The organism is Nitrobacter winogradskyi Nb-255, assembly GCF_000012725.1.
GTDB classification, from domain to species: Bacteria; Pseudomonadota; Alphaproteobacteria; order Rhizobiales; family Xanthobacteraceae; genus Nitrobacter; species Nitrobacter winogradskyi.
Genome location: NC_007406.1, coordinates 2353910 through 2369708, shown reverse-complemented (window position 1 = coordinate 2369708; position 15799 = coordinate 2353910). Strand labels below are relative to the sequence as shown.

At 60.9% G+C, this 15799-nt stretch carries 15 protein-coding genes; 8 read left to right on the top strand and 7 right to left on the bottom strand.

From position 1 onward, the window contains the following. Window positions 1–53: 53 nt before the first annotated feature. From NWI_RS11320 to purB, 4 genes are all read right to left on the bottom strand, one after another. Entirely contained in the window at window positions 54–674 is a 621-nt protein-coding gene (locus tag NWI_RS11320; RefSeq protein ID WP_011315393.1) for a transglutaminase-like cysteine peptidase, read from the bottom strand. 496 nt (window positions 675–1170) lie between these two features. Next, the gene (locus tag NWI_RS11315; RefSeq protein WP_011315392.1) at window positions 1171–2598 is read right to left on the bottom strand and encodes a porin; all 1428 of its coding nucleotides are present in this window, start codon (window positions 2596–2598) and stop codon (window positions 1171–1173) included. A 107-nt stretch (window positions 2599–2705) separates the two neighbouring features. Beyond that, entirely contained in the window at window positions 2706–3314 is a 609-nt protein-coding gene (locus NWI_RS11310) for a PilZ domain-containing protein (protein ID WP_041345035.1), read from the bottom strand. 176 nt (window positions 3315–3490) lie between these two features. Then, window positions 3491–4798 carry an adenylosuccinate lyase gene (gene purB / locus NWI_RS11305; RefSeq protein WP_011315390.1) on the bottom strand — a complete coding sequence of 436 codons (1308 nt, stop codon included), beginning with the start codon at window positions 4796–4798 and terminating at the stop codon, window positions 3491–3493. Between the two features lie 170 nt (window positions 4799–4968). Here purB and NWI_RS11300 point away from each other — a divergent pair, with 170 nt between their 5' ends. Together NWI_RS11300 and NWI_RS11295 are read left to right on the top strand one after the other, a co-directional pair. Continuing rightward, window positions 4969–5313 (top strand): DUF1491 family protein, encoded by a 345-nt coding sequence (locus NWI_RS11300; protein WP_041345602.1) that lies wholly within the window; start codon window positions 4969–4971, stop codon window positions 5311–5313. A gap of 128 nt (window positions 5314–5441) precedes the next feature. Continuing rightward, the gene (locus NWI_RS11295; RefSeq protein ID WP_011315388.1) at window positions 5442–6380 is read left to right on the top strand and encodes a Tim44 domain-containing protein; all 939 of its coding nucleotides are present in this window, start codon (window positions 5442–5444) and stop codon (window positions 6378–6380) included. 258 nt (window positions 6381–6638) lie between these two features. On the opposite strand, the gene NWI_RS11285 is transcribed toward NWI_RS11295, so the two are convergent. The 3 genes from NWI_RS11285 to NWI_RS11275 all read right to left on the bottom strand — a co-directional run bounded on the left by NWI_RS11285 (window position 6639) and on the right by NWI_RS11275 (window position 8669). Beyond that, the gene (locus NWI_RS11285; RefSeq protein ID WP_011315387.1) at window positions 6639–6998 is read right to left on the bottom strand and encodes a GFA family protein; all 360 of its coding nucleotides are present in this window, start codon (window positions 6996–6998) and stop codon (window positions 6639–6641) included. A gap of 96 nt (window positions 6999–7094) precedes the next feature. Then, a complete protein-coding gene (locus NWI_RS11280; protein ID WP_011315386.1) occupies window positions 7095–7565 on the bottom strand; it encodes a hypothetical protein in 471 nt (156 codons plus the stop codon). 135 nt (window positions 7566–7700) lie between these two features. After that, entirely contained in the window at window positions 7701–8669 is a 969-nt protein-coding gene (locus NWI_RS11275) for a class I SAM-dependent methyltransferase (protein WP_011315385.1), read from the bottom strand. A 183-nt stretch (window positions 8670–8852) separates the two neighbouring features. Here NWI_RS11275 and NWI_RS11270 point away from each other — a divergent pair, with 183 nt between their 5' ends. The 6 genes from NWI_RS11270 to mmsB all read left to right on the top strand — a co-directional run bounded on the left by NWI_RS11270 (window position 8853) and on the right by mmsB (window position 15759). Beyond that, window positions 8853–9443, top strand: a complete 591-nt coding sequence (locus NWI_RS11270; protein WP_011315384.1) for an SET domain-containing protein — start codon at window positions 8853–8855, stop codon at window positions 9441–9443. Between the two features lie 288 nt (window positions 9444–9731). After that, window positions 9732–10901 carry an acetyl-CoA acetyltransferase gene (locus tag NWI_RS11265; protein WP_011315383.1) on the top strand — a complete coding sequence of 390 codons (1170 nt, stop codon included), beginning with the start codon at window positions 9732–9734 and terminating at the stop codon, window positions 10899–10901. A gap of 94 nt (window positions 10902–10995) precedes the next feature. Then, window positions 10996–12489, top strand: a complete 1494-nt coding sequence (locus NWI_RS11260) for a CoA-acylating methylmalonate-semialdehyde dehydrogenase (RefSeq protein ID WP_041345033.1) — start codon at window positions 10996–10998, stop codon at window positions 12487–12489. Window positions 12490–12505: 16 nt separating this feature from the next. Beyond that, complete coding sequence (locus tag NWI_RS11255) at window positions 12506–13651, top strand: acyl-CoA dehydrogenase family protein (RefSeq protein ID WP_011315381.1); 1146 nt, start codon at window positions 12506–12508, stop codon at window positions 13649–13651. Next, the gene (locus NWI_RS11250) at window positions 13648–14721 is read left to right on the top strand and encodes an enoyl-CoA hydratase/isomerase family protein (RefSeq protein ID WP_011315380.1); all 1074 of its coding nucleotides are present in this window, start codon (window positions 13648–13650) and stop codon (window positions 14719–14721) included. Before NWI_RS11255 ends, NWI_RS11250 begins: the two co-directional genes overlap by 4 nt. Window positions 14722–14859: 138 nt before the next feature. Beyond that, window positions 14860–15759, top strand: coding sequence for a 3-hydroxyisobutyrate dehydrogenase (gene mmsB, locus NWI_RS11245; protein WP_011315379.1), 900 nt, complete (start codon window positions 14860–14862; stop codon window positions 15757–15759). Window positions 15760–15799 lie beyond the last annotated feature (40 nt).

Below are 15799 nucleotides of genomic sequence, written 5' to 3'. Positions count from 1 at the left end.
CGGTCTGGGGACGGGGAGGGGTATGACCGGGTCGCGGGTCTCGTATTGGCCGCCTATCGGGAACTGGCCGTCGCCACCGCCGGATGGTTGTCATCCAGTGCGACCCAGATATCGGGATCGCTTTGCGATTGTCTTTTCATGAAGCGATAGCCGGTCTTCGTCCAGGCCATGACGTTCTCATTCTGGTTGTCGAGGATGAACTCGCCCTTGTCGGTCTTTACGGTCAGGACGGCATGGCCGTCGCCCTGCTTGTCGCGGACGACCGTGACCAGCAATGCCTCGCGTGGCCATCCGGCGTCTATCAGCATCTTGCGCTTCAACAGGACGTAGTCCTCGCAATCTCCGTGACCGTCGGTGGGAAGCGACCACTTTTCGACGACGCCCCAGTGATCCTTGTCCGTCATCGGCTTGACGGTTTCGTTGACCCAGCGGTTGACCTTCAGAAGATCCCGCCAGGCGTCTGGCGTTAAGACGATATCGCGCGGCTGCGTCGCGCCGGGGCGGCACTCTTTCGGAGAGTCGTTGCAGAACTCAACCCAGCCGATCGGAGCCCGTGTGGTGTCGCCGAGACTTGCATAGAGCTTTTCTGCTCCCGCGGCGCCCGCCGATGTTGCTATTCCCCACAGGATGGCGCCAACGACCGCCAGTCCCACTCCCTGTCCCCTGTTGAGCATTGTGGCCCCCGTTTCTTGTTGGGACCACATTTCGCACAAAGAATTTGCGCCGCCGCTAAGTACTCGAAGTGTATTCGACGCAAATACGAGTCAAGTTCTCAGCTAATTGAATCAATACTTGAATCGATATTGATTCAAATTTTAGCGATCGTCCTTGATTCAAATTTTAAGTATTAGCGATTGAATCCCGATTGAATCAGGGTTCTCGCAGCGAAAACGCGATTGCCATTAACCTTGAGGATCGCGGATTTCTCCCGTGACGGAAGCGGACGGCGGCGATCGGGGCGTGATTTTTCGAGAACGGCCGTTTACCGGGCGGTGACGCTATTCGCGAGAGCGCCGGAATGCGACTCCCGAATGAGCCCGAGTACGATGCCGATTGACGGCGCTACGCTCACACGACCAGCGCCTGGGTGAGCCTGTCAATGAGGCGTTCTTGATGCCTTAAGCATGAAATCGGACCATGCTCAAGAAACCATTGTCCGGCTTGAGAGCGTCAGTAATTCCACTGGAGCTGGAATCTCAGGACATCGGCCTTGTATCGTTCGTAGGGAGCGTTCGCCAGATCGGTGCGATTCATCATGTGATAAACCGCTGTAAGCTCGATCTCTTTCGTGACCTGCCACTCCACGCCGAATTCCCAATCATTGACGTAGTTGTGTGGAGCGTTGCGCTCGAACTTTTGACCGCCCTCGAAGTGCTGCCATTTAACGAATGGGAACAGCATTCCCCATTGTCCCGCGTTAAGTCGATAGTTTGCGAGGACGTAGCCGCCGCTCAGCGAGGATTCAGTGAGCATTGTCTGAGTGTCGTTCAACTGAGGTCCCCGTCCCCAGTTCCATTCCGCCTGAAACCCGAAGGGCTGCGGATAAAGCACGGCATGGACCCCGACGCGCTGATCTTTAAATCCTTTCGCGGGGGCATCCATGATTGGAGTGACTCCGTTTATGGGGCCTGTCGATGTAACGAAGCGGCCATGGACGGCCTGCACGCCTGCTTCAAAAATCTGCCCGTTGCCAAACATATACGGATAGGTGAAGCGGACGACCATATGCATATCATTGTTCTGTTCGACACGGTTGGCGCCCTGTCCGTTGTAGACGCCGAAGGCGAACACGCCGTAGTCGCCCGATCCCTTCAGATTGTTCGATACGAGATCCTTGAACCGTTCGCGTATATGAGCCGGGGCCCAGTAGAAGAAGGCGCCGATGTCGCGCTCATCCCGGCAGCAACTGTTGAGTCCGTCATTACGGTCGAGCGCAAGGCGATTTTGGCTGGATTGCAAGTTTTCAAAGCTGAAGGGGATTTTTGATTGCCCGACCCTGACGCGGAATTCCTTCTTCTGATCGAAGGCGATGTCGGCGTAGGCATCCCTTAGCTGACCAAAATGGCCTGTGCTGGAGCCGGATGGCGTGCTGGCGAAATCAGGCTGTAGATACACGTAAAGATTATCGCTGACATCTCCGTACAAGATCACACGTGCTCGCCTGATCAGAAAAGAGCTGTTCTCGCCTACCGATTTATCCGGCCAGTACGAGACTGCATCCTTGTCTCCGCCCACGGTGCTGGCGGAGCGGAATTGCGTGTAGCCACGAATTTTGAGTTTGTCGTACCACTCTTTTTTCTCCCTGGATTTTACAACCGGGAGATCATTGTCCTGCGTGACGGTCCGGTGGGCGACGGTTTGTCCTGAGCCTTGCTGTGCCTGCCGGCTTGAGCCCCTCTGCGCCCGCTGGCCTGAACCCTTCTTTATCTGCTGAAAAGTTCCCATCATGACCCTGTTTTTACCGGGCTCCGTGTAAACCTGCTTGGTCACTGTATCGACATACAGTTCCATTTCCTGGGCGCCGGCCGGGGAGAGTTGGGATGTAGCCAAAACTAATCCAAAGCCGCATACTGCCGCGTTGAATTTCTTCTTATTCATTATTGCTTCGCCTCTTTTCAGAGATCCGTCACTGGAACCCATTGAAACCGGAGGCGTTATTTCAGGTGCTTATGACACGCTTATTACACCGCGGAGGCTGAGGCCATTTACCTGGCGGTAACGTCGTCTTCAAGAGTGTCGGGATGTTGCTCGTGGATGAATTCGAGCGCGAAACCTTCTTCCAGATTTCGTACCACGCGGGACAGCACCTTGCCGAGTGCGACCCTGGACTGCAGCGGGGGCGTCTTTTCAGCCGAGACGGCGGCGCCTGACATCGAAAGGTCGATGATCCGGCATGTCATCCTTGTTCCGTCCTCGAGGGTGAGGATCGCGATCGGGTTGCGGGGCATAATGCGGTCGTGGCGGCGGTCTTCCGGAAGGTTGAGGATATCGCGATTGGCGAGCCAGGTGAGTTGCGAGGCCAGCTTGTCGCGCTTGCGCGGGGTCGCGCTGATGTTCATGGCGAACCCGCTGTCGATAATGCGGGTGATCCTGCCTTCGACCCGGCCGATGTGGTCGAGATAGACAATAACGCGGTCGCCGACATGGCCGATACCGGGCGCCAGCATGGCCAGCCCGCCGGGGGACATGTTGATAACCTGGCAGGGGAACTCGCGCCGATCGGGCAGCATGTAGCGGCCCAGCAGGTGAACCCTGACCCGCTGGAAGCGCCGGCGCTCAACCGGTAGGTTTGAGATTTTCTGCGCCAACGCCATAAATCGGCCCGCCGGTCGACCGGTGATCGGTATCAAGAAACCCTACGAGTGTCAGGGTTAACGCGGAGTTAGCCTGTAGCGTTTTCGAGGAAAGCCTGTCGTCGGGCCTCCCCCGATTGGATGGCGGCTCGCGTGAAGAAACGGCGTCGACATCCAAATCGGTGATGGCTGCCCGCTCAAGCGCTTCCGAACACCCGCTTGAAGATCGTGTCAACGTGCTTGAGGTGATAGTTGAGGTCGAACTGCTCGGCGATCTCGGCGCCGGTGAGATATTTCGTCACGTCGGCATCGTTCTTCAGAAGCGTTTCGAAGTCGCCTTCGCCGCGCCACACCGGCATGGCGTTCCGCTGAACCAGCTTGTAGGCGTCCTCGCGGCTCGCGCCTTTTTGCGTGAGCGCGATCAGCACGCGTTGCGAGTGCACGAGTCCTCCGAGACGGTCGAGGTTCTTTTGCATGTTGGCGGGATAGACCAGAAGCTTGTCGATCACGCCCGCGAGGCGGTTGAGCGCGAAGTCGAGCGTCACGGTGGCGTCCGGGCCGATCATCCGTTCGACCGAGGAGTGCGAGATATCACGTTCATGCCAGAGCGCGACGTTCTCCAGAGCCGGCGTCACATAGGCGCGCACCATACGCGCCAGCCCCGTGATGTTCTCGGTCAGAACCGGGTTGCGCTTGTGCGGCATCGCCGACGAGCCTTTCTGGCCTTCGGAGAAGAACTCCTCCGCTTCCAGCACCTCGGTGCGTTGCAGATGGCGGATTTCGATGGCAAGCCGCTCCATCGACGACGCGATGACGCCGAGCGTCGCGAAGAACATCGCGTGGCGGTCACGCGGGATCACCTGGGTTGAGACCGGCTCGGGGATCAATCCCATCGCGCCCGCGACATGCTCTTCCACGCGCGGATCGATCTGGGCGAAGGTGCCGACCGCGCCCGAGATCGCGCAGGTCGCGACCTCCCGGCGGGCCGCGGTCAGGCGCTCCCTGGCGCGCGAGAACTCCGCATAGGCGTAAGCGAGCTTGAGGCCGAAGGTCACGGGTTCGGCGTGAATGCCGTGCGAGCGGCCGATGGTCGGCGTCATCTTGTGTTCGAACGCGCGGGTCTTCAGCGCCCCGAGCAGCTTGTCGATATCGGCGATCAGGATGTCGGCGGCCCGGCTGAGCTGTACGTTGAGGCAGGTGTCGAGCACGTCCGATGACGTCATGCCCTGATGCACGAAGCGCGCCTCGGGACCGACGATTTCGGCGAGGTGAGTGAGGAAGGCGATGACATCGTGCCTGGTTTCGCGCTCGATCTCGTCAATGCGCTGAATATCGAAAGTGGCGTCTTTCGCCTTTGCCCAGATAATCTCGGCCGCTTCCTTCGGAATCACACCGAGTTCGGCCTGGGCATCAGCGGCGTGAGCCTCGATCTCGAACCAGATCTTGAAGCGGGTCTGCGGCTCCCAGATCGAAACCATTTCCGGGCGGGCGTAACGGGGGATCATGAACGGTCCTTGAGCTTTTCGGAGGCTTTTCAAGCTCACGCTCTAGCAGAGCCGCCGTAAGCAGACAAACGACGCAAGGTTGTCGAGCGGACATAGGCCTGCTCGACCTCGCCGCATGAATGCGCCAGCTGCACTGGTCTCGCCGTCACGAAGCGCGTATCTTCATGTCCATGAGGTTGAAGTCGAGTATTTGGGTCGCTGCCTATCTGCGCCGTTGCCAGTGCGAGGGCGTTTTCGGGGCGGTGCGCCGCCGTGGAGCGGATGAGGCAGGTGCCGTTTTCGTCAAGCTGGCGTTGCTCGACGGCAATGCGATGCTTTACGCCCCCGCGCCGCAGGCCGTATACGACGACAGCCGGCCCGTGGAGCGTGTGTTCGCGCCTTCTTCGGTTGAGCCTGTCGCCGAGCAGGCGGTCGAAGAGCGCCTTGCGAAAGAAGTTCGATTCGATCCGGATGCGTGGATCGTTGAAATCGAGGACAAGGCAGGACGGCATTTTCTCGACCTGGCACGGGGATAGGGGAATACAGCCGAAGTTTCCCGCGACGGTGAGCCGCAGTTTTATGCCTCGATAAGACTTTTCTTTTGATCCGAGCTAACCATTTCATGGGCACGGATCCTGCCAGGAAAAGAGAAGAGGAATAACGTATGAAATTGGCTAAGCGGGCGTCCGGCTTGATGAAGGCTTTCGCCGTCGTCCTGTCGTTGGCGCTTCCCTTGATGTTCGCTGTTTCGGCAGCGGACGCCCGCATCGGTGGGGGCAAGAGCATGGGGTCGCGCGGCTCGCACACCTTCTCCGCGCCGCCCGCCACCAGCACCGCGCCGAACGCGGCGCGTCCGTTCGACCGCACCATGAGTCAACCCGGCCGTCCCGCCGCAGGCGCCGCGGCGGCTGGACGCTCCGCCCGGCCGGGCATGGGAATGCTCGGCGGCCTCGCCGCGGGATTCCTCGGCGCTGGCTTGTTGGGCATGCTGTTCGGCGGCGGCCTGTTCGGTGGTCTCGAAGGTCTGTCGTCCATCATCGGCCTGGTGCTCCAGGTCGGCCTGATCTATCTCCTCGTGCGTTTTGCGATGTCGTGGTGGCAGCGGCGTAATGCGCCTGCCTATGCCGGACCGACGCCGGGCTCCGCTGCTCAAACCAATGCCCGTAGCGGTCTCGGTTTCGGTTCGGTGTCAAACGCCGCGCCGCTGGAAATCACACCATCCGACTATGAAACCTTTGAGCGCCTGCTCGGAGAAATCCAGGCCGCGTGGTCAAAGGAAGATGTCAATACCCTGCACACGCTGGCGACGCCGGAAATGGTGTCATACTTCACCGAAGATCTCCGGGCCAACGACGCCCGCGGCGTGGTCAACACGGTGTCGGACGTCAAGCTTCTGCAGGGCGATCTCGCGGAAGCATGGCGCGAGGGCGTGACCGATTATGCCACGGTGGCGCTGCGCTACTCGCTGATCGACAAGACCACTGAGCGGGCCAGCGGCCGCATCGTGGATGGCGGTGACCAGCCGCAGGAAGCGGCCGAGATCTGGACCTTCGCGCGTCGGGATGGTGGAAAGTGGGAATTGTCGGCCATCCAGCAGACCTGACCGGTCGGGATGATCATTCAAAAGGCGCCGCGACAGCCTCGCGGCGCCTTTTTGTTTGCGCTCAATTTGTTTGCGCTGAACGAAGGGCGGAAAATGGCCTGGAGCGTTTTCAAGCGAAGCATGTCCTCGGGCTTGATCCGGATGGACACCGGTTCGCGTGAAGAAAACGCGTCAAATCAAAATCATGGAACCCGTTTCTGATTCCATCAGAAGCGGAGGGACTCGGGCGCGAAAACGTCGTGGCAAAAGCGTCGGGTTTCAGAGGCTGCGCCCGTCGATCGGCGTCAATGTAAGGCGGGACAACTCGATGCCGTCGATGCAACTCACATTGAGGGCGACCACCTCGGTGCCATCAGGTTTCTTGCCGCGCGCGAATACCTCGACGCCGCAGTCGATGCAAAGCTGATGCCGGATCATTTGCTTGTTGAACAGGTATTCCTTGAGATTATCCTCGCCCGCCCGGAGTTGAAAACTTTGAGGCGCGAGAAACGTGATGTGCAATCCCTTCTTGGTGCAGATCGAGCAGTTGCACGCGGTCACCATGGCAAGATCAGTTGTGCACTCGAAGCGCACCTGCCCGCAATGGCAGCCGCCTGTGTAAGTTTTCCCATCCTGCATTCTTGACCCTCCAACGCGAAGCCTGGAGAGAATACCAGATCGCTGCCACGACTGGCAGCGAGTCCCGGCCGAGACAGTTCCGATCGCTCGTGGCTCTTACTCGTCGATGCCGCGGGACACCGCGATGGCGGAACTGGTCTTGGTGCGGGTGCAATGCATGTTCAGCCGCCGGAAGCGCGTTTGCACGTCGTCGCCGCGTAACAGGCCCATGCGCTTCATGCAGCGGGTCGCGCCTCTCAGCGTATCGGCGATCGGAATCGTGAAGATGATGGCGGAAGCTCGCGCCACTAGATCGTAAAACTCGGGATTCGGCTTGCGGGTGTCTGTGCCCGCGATCAGTTCATTGGTGAACTTGCGGTTGGAGCAACCGAGGATCAACTGCGTGGTCGCGGGATGCGACAGGTAAATCACATTGGCTGCGGTCTTGCCGATGTTCAGGCCGTCGATCTGGCTTTTAAGTTGTGCGGCCAGGTCGTCGCAGCGGTCGGCGAGGGCCGGTGGAGAGGCAAGCATCGCCGCCGCGGCAACACAAAGGCTGGCGGTGAGGCAGCGGCGCGGGCTTGTCATTCAACGATCTCCCGAGAGAAACAATCAAGCTGGCTGGCGGTGGATAGGTTCGCGCCCGATCCGGCCAAACTGCGCCTCAAAGCCTGATGGCATACTCAGAACAGTCACGAAGTTGCGGGACGCGCGGGGCACGGATCACGGCTCCAGCGTCACCTGCAGGCCGTCATCGCTTTCGACATGCACATAACGCGGGGCGATCGGGCGGCCTCGTCCGCTCGCCACGGTAACAATGTCTTCCAGCGACGCGACGCGCGCATCCGCCTCTGGCCGGGAAAGGATCAAATCGGCGTGAAACAGACCTTCGGACTCAAGACCTGTTGAATCGATGTGGGCGGCTGCGAGTGTCGCGAGGCTGTTCTCGAACTCCTCGGCGTCGCGGAAACGGCGCTGGATGAAAGTTACGCCGCCCAGCTTTTCCGTAACCAGGCCGCGCTGGGCGAAGGTCTTTTCAAGCGAGTCATAAGGAAACATCCGCAGCACGAAGGAAATGATCCATGGTTTCTTCTCGGTTGCATCGAGCAGCTTGCCGAACGTCTTTTCGGTGACATAGCCGATGCATCCCGTGGACAGAATGACGTCAGCGGGCTTGATGATGCACGCGTCCTCCGCGGAAAGCGGCTGGCTTTCGAGGTCGGCGACGATACCCTGATCGAGAAGCCCGACGCGCGTTGCATAGCGAACGGCCGGCGCGGATACGTCGAGGCCGATAAACCGTGCGAGGCCATGATCGGGCCAGCTTGCATAGAAATTGCGGTCGAGCTGCATCAGCTCTTCGGAAGACACGGCCTTGATCTCGCGCCGGGCGTAGCGATGGCGCAGGCCGCCGAAGGTCAGAGGGAAGCGATGCACGGCGGCGTTGATGCCGTATGAGCAGCCGACGTCGAGCACCACCGGTTTGGATTCGGTGACGGACGCCTTGGCGGATAATATCTGGCGGATGACCGGCTCGGCGACATCGGTGATCATGTAGTCGAGGTCGCCCAGGGTCGAGAAATACGACCTTGGATCGTCCTGGATATAGATGTCATCGAAGACCGCCTTGGCCTGATTGATCCGAGAGAAATCCACCTTTAACAATGCTTCGTCCTTTTTCGAGAGCCTCATTGTGGTTTACGCTTCCAGCGCACGAGTTGTTTATTGCAGAAACCAGGACGAAGATAAACCCATATGCCGTGATGGATGGTCAACACTCAGGGATGGAGGCACCTGACAATTGCCGCGGAATCATGCAAAACAGCGCATTCACGAAGCTCGTCATCACCAGTGAGCATTTCAGTTTAGCCGATCATGCCTGTCATCCCTCCGAATAAGCCTTACCGCATTGGCCGCTCCCGCACCGGGCTCGGCCTCTTCGCCACCAAGCCAATCAAGAAGGGCACGAAAATTATCCGGTACGTCGGACGGCTGCTCGATTGCACCAAGGAGAAGGACGACGCGGTCGAGAACAAGTATCTCTTCCAGATCACCAGCCGCTGGACCATCGACGGCTCCATGCGCTCGAACATCGCGCGCTATATCAACCACTCCTGCAAACCGAATGCGGAGTCGGATGTTCGCAAGATCAAGCGCCGCGTGGATATTCGCGCCATCAAGGACATCGCGCCTGGCGAGGAGATCAACTACGACTACGGCACCGAGTATTTCAAGGAGTACCTGAAGCCGATCGGCTGCAAGTGCGACTCCTGCGAAAAGAAGCGAAAGAAGCTGCGGGCGGCGGCGCGCGAGGAAAAGAAGCACTCTCGGGGGAGCGCTGAAAATAACGCCGGCCCCAAGCCCGGTCGCAGAAGGCTGAACGGGCACAAGGCGAACTCCGCCGCTCCAAAGAAGTCGAAGACGCTGTCGACAGCTAAGGGCGGACGATCAAAGAGGTTTTCCTGAAACGGCGTTGATCTGCTGTCGCCGCTTTCATGCGGCCCCCTCGATCTCGGATTGGCAGAGGCTGCGTGCGTTGGGCAATCCAGTGAAGGCCAGTGAAGAATTCCGCAATCGCCCCTGAACGCGGCGTTCCTGACAGACTATATTCCAGCATGAGACCAGTGCGGGAGGGGAGTGTGTGGCGGCTACCCGCTTGCGTCCCGCTCGCAAATAGATCCGATCACGTTGATGGTTCTGGAATCCATGCGATCCGGAATCATCGTGATCCGGGCCGGGATATGGAGCAGGATCATGAGCGCCAGCATCGTGGGATGGGCTCATACGCCGTTCGGAAAACTGGACACTGAGACCGTCGAAAGCCTTGTGGTAAAGGCCGCAACCGACGCGCTGGCCGATGCCGGGGTTTCCGTCGGCGATGTCGATGAGATCGTGCTCGGGCATTTCAATGCCGGCTTCTCACCGCAGGATTTTACCGCGGCCCTCGTCCTGCAGGCCGCTCCGGAACTCCGCTTCAAGCCGGCGACGCGGGTGGAGAACGCCTGCGCCACCGGATCGGCGGCGGTGCATCAGGGCATCCGCGCGATTGCGTCCGGGGCGGCAAGGATCGTGCTTGTGGTCGGCGTCGAGCAGATGACGCGGACCGCCGGTCCGGAGATCGGCCGCAATCTGCTGCGCGCTTCCTATCTGCCCGAAGATGGCGATACTGTCGGCGGCTTTGCCGGCATTTTCGGCAAGATCGCGCAAGCTTACTTTCAGAAATACGGTGACGCCTCGGATGCGCTGGCGATGATCGCGGCGAAGAATCACAGGAATGGCGTCGCCAACCCTTACGCGCAGATGCGCAAGGATGTCGGCTACGACTTCTGCCGTTCCGAGAGCGAGAAAAATCCCTTCGTGGCGGGGCCGCTAAAGCGCACGGACTGTTCGCTGGTGTCTGACGGTGCGGCCGCGCTGGTGCTGACGGATGCCGACACGGCAAGGTCGGCGCGCAAGGCGGTCAGCATCCGCGGGACCGGCCACGCGCAGGATTTCCTGCCGATGTCGAGGCGCGACATTCTCGCGTTCGAGGGCTGCACGGTAGCCTGGCGGCGGGCGCTGGCGAAGGCCGGCGTCACGCTGTCCGATCTCTCTTTCGTCGAGACTCACGATTGCTTCACCATTGCCGAACTGATCGAGTACGAGGCCATGGGGCTGACGCCGAAGGGGCAAGGGGCGCGCGCCATCAAGGAAGGCTGGACGCAGAAAGACGGCCGGTTGCCGGTCAATCCGTCCGGCGGCCTGAAGGCCAAGGGGCATCCGATCGGCGCCACCGGCGTTTCCATGCATGTGATGAGCGCGATGCAACTCGCGGGCGAGGCGCCCGAGGGCATGCAGATCAGGGACGCCAGGCTCGCCGGCATCTTCAACATGGGTGGCACGGCGGTTGCGAACTATGTTTCGATTCTTGAGCCGTTTCGATAGCCTCTAACAACGCGCATCCTTCAAGACGCGGAGCGAAAGAGTATACGGATCAGGGGTGTCCCAACGGGACTATGCGAGCGAGCCGGAAGTAAACATGCGCATCATCGGGCACTTCATCGGCGGCAGGAATGTCGAGGGCGCATCGGGACGTTTTTCAGATGTGTATCAGCCGATGACGGGCGAGGTGCAGGCCAGGGTCGCACTGGCGTCGAAAGCCGAACTGCGCGAGGCCGTGGAGAATGCCAGGGCGGCGCAGCCGGCCTGGGCGGCGACAAACCCGCAGCGCCGCGTCCGCGTGCTGATGAAGTTTCTCGAACTGGTGGCGCGCGACAATGATGCGATCGCCGAACTGCTCGCCCGCGAACATGGCAAGACCATTCCCGATGCCCATGGCGACATCTTCCGCGGCGTGGAGGTTGTCGAATACGCCATCGGCATTCCCGAACTGATGAAGGGCGACTTCACCGAGAACGTCGGTCCCGGCATCGACAGCTATTCGATGCGGCAGCCGCTCGGCGTCGTCGCCGGGATCACGCCGTTCAATTTCCCGGCGATGATCCCGATGTGGAAGTTCGCGCCGGCCATCGCCTGCGGCAACGCCTTCATCCTGAAGCCGTCCGAACGCGATCCGGGCGTGCCGATGAGGCTGGCCGAATTGATGCTTGAGGCCGGTTTGCCGCCCGGCATTCTCAATGTCGTCAACGGCGACAAGGAGGTGGTGGACGCCATTCTTGACGATCCCGATATCGCGGCGGTCGGCTTTGTCGGCTCCTCATCGGTCGCGCATTACATTTATTCTCGCGCCGCCGCGACGGGTAAAAGGTGCCAGTGCTTCGGCGGCGCCAAGAATCACATGATCATCATGCCCGACGCTGATATGGATCAGTCGGTGGAGGCGCTGGTCGGGGCGGGCTATGGTGCGGCCGGTGAACGCTGCATGGCGGTGTCGGTCGCGGTTCCCGTCGGCGAAGCCACGGCCGACCGGCTGATGGAAAAGCTGATCCCGCGGGTGGGAAGCCTGAAGATTGGGCCGTCCACCGACGCGTCCGCCGATTTTGGTCCGCTCGTCACCAGGGCGGCGCTGGAGCGTGTCAGGAATTATGTCGAGATCGGCGTCAAGGAAGGCGCCACGCTGGCGGTCGATGGCCGCGGATTCAAAATGCAAGGCTACGAGAACGGATTCTACATGGGGGCCAGTCTGTTCGACAACGTTACAAGGGACATGCGGATCTACAAGGAGGAGATTTTTGGTCCGGTGCTCTCGGTGGTGCGCGCGAAAGATTTCGAGGAAGCGGTGGCGCTGCCGTCCGAACACGACTACGGCAACGGCGTTGCGATCTTCACGCGAGATGGTGACGCCGCGCGCGAATTCGCCTCGCGCGTCCAGGTCGGCATGGTCGGCATCAATGTGCCGATCCCGGTGCCGGTCGCCTACTACACCTTCGGCGGCTGGAAGCGCTCGGCCTTCGGTGACCTCAATCAGTACGGTCCGGATTCAGTTCGATTTTACACCAGGACCAAAACCGTCACCTCGCGCTGGCCCTCCGACGTCAAGGAAGGGGCGCAGTTCGCGTTCCATAGCAAGTGACCGGCAGGGATCGCGTATGCAGTTCGCGCTGACCGAGGAGCAGATCGCTGTCCGCGACATGGCGCGCGACGTCGCGAACCGCAAGATCGCGCCGTTCGCGCTTCAATGGGATGAAGAGAAGCACTTTCCGGTTGAGACGATGCGGGAGGCGGCGGCGCTCGGGATCGGCGGCATCTGCATTCGCAATGATGTCGGCGGCTCGGCCTTGAGCCGGCTTGATGGGACGCTGATTTTCGAGGCGCTGGCGCAGGGTTGTCCCACCGTTTCGTCGTTCATCTCGATCCATAACATGGCGTCGTGGATGATTGATGCCCATGGTTCGGACGAGCAGCGGCGAAAATGGCTGCCGAAACTCTGCACCATGGATCTGCTGGCGAGCTATTGCCTGACCGAGCCCGGCGCGGGATCGGACGCGGCCGCCTTGCGGACCCGCGCGAGGCGCGACGGAGACCACTACGTCGTCGACGGACAGAAGCAGTTCATATCGGGAGCCGGCGCGAGCGACCTCTATGTGGTTATGGTCCGCACCGGAGACCACGGCCCGGATGGCGTTTCGGCGCTCGTGGTCGAGCGCGGCACACCGGGCGTTTCGTTCGGCGCCAACGAACGAAAGATGGGATGGAATGCGCAGCCCACGCGTGCCGTGATCTTCGAGAACGCGCGGGTGCCGGTCGCCAACCGGATCGGCGCGGAAGGTGCCGGGTTCAGGATCGCGATGGCCGGACTCGACGGCGGACGGCTGAACATCGCCGCGTGCTCGCTCGGCGGCGCGCAATCGGCGCTCGACAAGGCGCTCGGTTACATGAAGGAGCGCAAGGCGTTTGGCAAGCGGCTCGACGAATTCCAGGCCCTGCAATTCAAGGTCGCCGACATGGCGACCGAGCTTGAAGCGGCGCGAACTTTTCTTTGGCGCGCGGCTTCCGCGCTGGACCGGGAGGACACCAATGCCACCATGCTGTGCGCGGTGGCTAAACGGCTGGCCACGGATGTCGGCTTCGATGTCGCCAATCAGGCGCTGCAACTGCACGGCGGCTATGGCTATCTCAGCGAGTACGGCATCGAGAAAATCGTGCGCGATCTGCGCGTGCATCAGATCCTGGAAGGGACCAACGAGATCATGCGCCTGATCGTGTCGCGCAAGGTGATCGAGGGGGCGCGATGATGGTCGCAACAAGCAATGAGCCCGACCTGATCACGCGGCGCGAGGGGAGCGCGGGCATCGTTCGCCTCAACCGTCCGAGGGCCATCAATGCCGTTACGCTGGACATGTTCCGAGGGATCCACAAGGCGCTGGACGAATTCGAAGCGGATCCCGAGGTCGGTCTGATCCTGATCGAAGGCGCCGGCGAGCGCGGTCTGTGCGCGGGCGGCGATATCCGCTCGCTCTGGGAAAGCGCGAATGCCGGAGGTGATCTCGGCAGGGTGATGTGGCGCGAGGAATACCTGCTCAACGCGCGGATCGCGAAATTCCCAAAGCCCTATGTCGCCTTCATGGACGGCATCGTCATGGGCGGCGGCGTCGGATTGTCGGCGCACGGCGCGCATCGCGTCGTCACCGAAAGAACCAGACTCTCGATGCCGGAGGTCGGTCTCGGCTTCTTCCCGGATGTCGGAGGAACCTGGCTGTTGTCGCGCGCGCCTGGTGAAGTCGGAACCTACTTCGGGCTGACCGGCCAGAACATGAACGGAGCGGATGCGATCTACGCCGGCCTTGCCGATGTGAGCGTGCCGTCGAGAAAACTCGCCGCGTTGCGCGAGACGCTGGTCGATCTTGGCGCCCGCGCGGATTCAGCCCGCGTGAGAGCTGCGATCGCGGGATTTGCAGCCGACGAATCCGCGAGTTCTGTCACGGCGATCCGACCCCGGATCGATGCGTGGTTCGCCCATGGCCGAATGGCCGACATCCTGACGACCCTGCAACGTGACGGGTCCGAACTCGCGCGGTCAATCCTCAAGGTACTGAACGAGAAGTCGCCACGCGGTCTTGTCGTGACGTTAAAACTGCTGCGGCTCGCACGCGCCTCGGCCACGCTGGAGGAGTGTCTGGCGCGGGAATATCGCGCCGCGCTTGCGGTCTTTGCGAGCGACGATTTTCGCGAAGGCGTTCGCGCCGCGATCATCGACAAGGATCGCAATCCGAAGTGGTCGCCGGCGGCGATCGGCGATGTTACGCCGGAGATGATAGCCCCCTATTTTGCGAATGCCGGTGCGGACGAACTCGTGTTCAGTTAGAGCATTTTCCGGCGAAGTGGATACCGGTTCGCCGCAAGAAAATGCGACCAGACAACCATTTCCAGAGCATGGTCCGATTCAACTTGATCGGATCATGCTCTAGAGCAAAAGAACAAGTCACCTCGACGGGAGGTCAGCATGGCGGCCATAGCGTTCATCGGTCTCGGCAACATGGGCGGACCCATGGCTGCCAACCTCGTCAAGGCCGGCCACAGTGTGGTCGGTTTCGATCTCGTTCCGGCCTTGTGCGACGCAGCCAGAACGAACGGCGTGACCATCGCGGGCAGCGCAAGAGCCGCGGTGACAAACGCGGACGTCATCATCACCATGCTGCCGGCGGGCCGGCACGTGGTGTCGGTCTGGACCGATGTCATGCCCGCGGCGACCAGGGGCGCGCTGATGATCGATTGTTCAACCATCGATGTCGAAAGCGCCCGGCGGGCCCATATGCTGGCGGCGAGGGCTTCCCTGCATTCGGTCGACGCGCCGGTCTCGGGAGGCGTCGCGGGCGCGAGGGACGCAACGCTGACGTTTATGGTCGGGGGAGAAGTTGAATCCTTCGAGGACGCAAAGCCTTTCCTGGAAGCAATGGGCAAGAAGATCGTCCATTGCGGCCGGGACGGGACGGGGCAGGCCGCCAAGATCTGCAACAACATGATCCTCGGCGTTTCGATGATCGCGGTCGCCGAGGCCTTCGTGCTGGCGGAAAAGCTCGGCCTGTCGCATCAGGCGCTGTTCGATGCCGCATCAAAGGCGTCGGGCCAGTGCTGGTCGCTCACCAGCTACTGTCCGGTGCCGGGACCGGTTCCGACATCGCCCGCGAATAACGACTACAGACCGGGTTTCGCCTCGGCGCTGATGCTGAAGGATCTGACGCTGGCGAGGGCGGCGGCGGATTCCACCGGAACGGTGACGCCGCTTGGACAGCACGCGCAGGATATCTACAAGGCGTTCGATGCGGCCGGAAACGGCGAGGTCGATTTCTCGGGAATCATCCGGCATATCCGGGCGCTTGCGGAAAGCAGCGGCGACCGATGACGACGTTTTGCGCAGGTGGCTTTCCTGAAATTCAGGCGTT

Bases quoted from the DNA above. Each gene is read 5' to 3' on its own strand.
- NWI_RS11265 (WP_011315383.1), top strand. From the start codon at position 9,732: ATGAGCGCCAGCATCGTGGGATGGGCTCATACGCCGTTCGGAAAACTG.
- mmsB (WP_011315379.1), top strand. From the start codon at position 14,860: ATGGCGGCCATAGCGTTCATCGGTCTCGGCAACATGGGCGGACCCATG.
- NWI_RS11295 (WP_011315388.1), top strand. From the start codon at position 5,442: ATGAAATTGGCTAAGCGGGCGTCCGGCTTGATGAAGGCTTTCGCCGTC.
- NWI_RS11250 (WP_011315380.1), top strand. From the start codon at position 13,648: ATGATGGTCGCAACAAGCAATGAGCCCGACCTGATCACGCGGCGCGAG.
- NWI_RS11320 (WP_011315393.1), bottom strand. From the start codon at position 674: ATGCTCAACAGGGGACAGGGAGTGGGACTGGCGGTCGTTGGCGCCATC.
- NWI_RS11275 (WP_011315385.1), bottom strand. From the start codon at position 8,669: ATGAGGCTCTCGAAAAAGGACGAAGCATTGTTAAAGGTGGATTTCTCT.
- NWI_RS11255 (WP_011315381.1), top strand. From the start codon at position 12,506: ATGCAGTTCGCGCTGACCGAGGAGCAGATCGCTGTCCGCGACATGGCG.
- NWI_RS11260 (WP_041345033.1), top strand. From the start codon at position 10,996: ATGCGCATCATCGGGCACTTCATCGGCGGCAGGAATGTCGAGGGCGCA.
- NWI_RS11285 (WP_011315387.1), bottom strand. From the start codon at position 6,998: ATGCAGGATGGGAAAACTTACACAGGCGGCTGCCATTGCGGGCAGGTG.
- purB (WP_011315390.1), bottom strand. From the start codon at position 4,798: ATGATCCCCCGTTACGCCCGCCCGGAAATGGTTTCGATCTGGGAGCCG.
- NWI_RS11315 (WP_011315392.1), bottom strand. From the start codon at position 2,598: ATGAATAAGAAGAAATTCAACGCGGCAGTATGCGGCTTTGGATTAGTT.
- NWI_RS11270 (WP_011315384.1), top strand. From the start codon at position 8,853: ATGCCTGTCATCCCTCCGAATAAGCCTTACCGCATTGGCCGCTCCCGC.
- NWI_RS11280 (WP_011315386.1), bottom strand. From the start codon at position 7,565: ATGACAAGCCCGCGCCGCTGCCTCACCGCCAGCCTTTGTGTTGCCGCG.
- NWI_RS11310 (WP_041345035.1), bottom strand. From the start codon at position 3,314: ATGGCGTTGGCGCAGAAAATCTCAAACCTACCGGTTGAGCGCCGGCGC.
- NWI_RS11300 (WP_041345602.1), top strand. From the start codon at position 4,969: ATGAGGTTGAAGTCGAGTATTTGGGTCGCTGCCTATCTGCGCCGTTGC.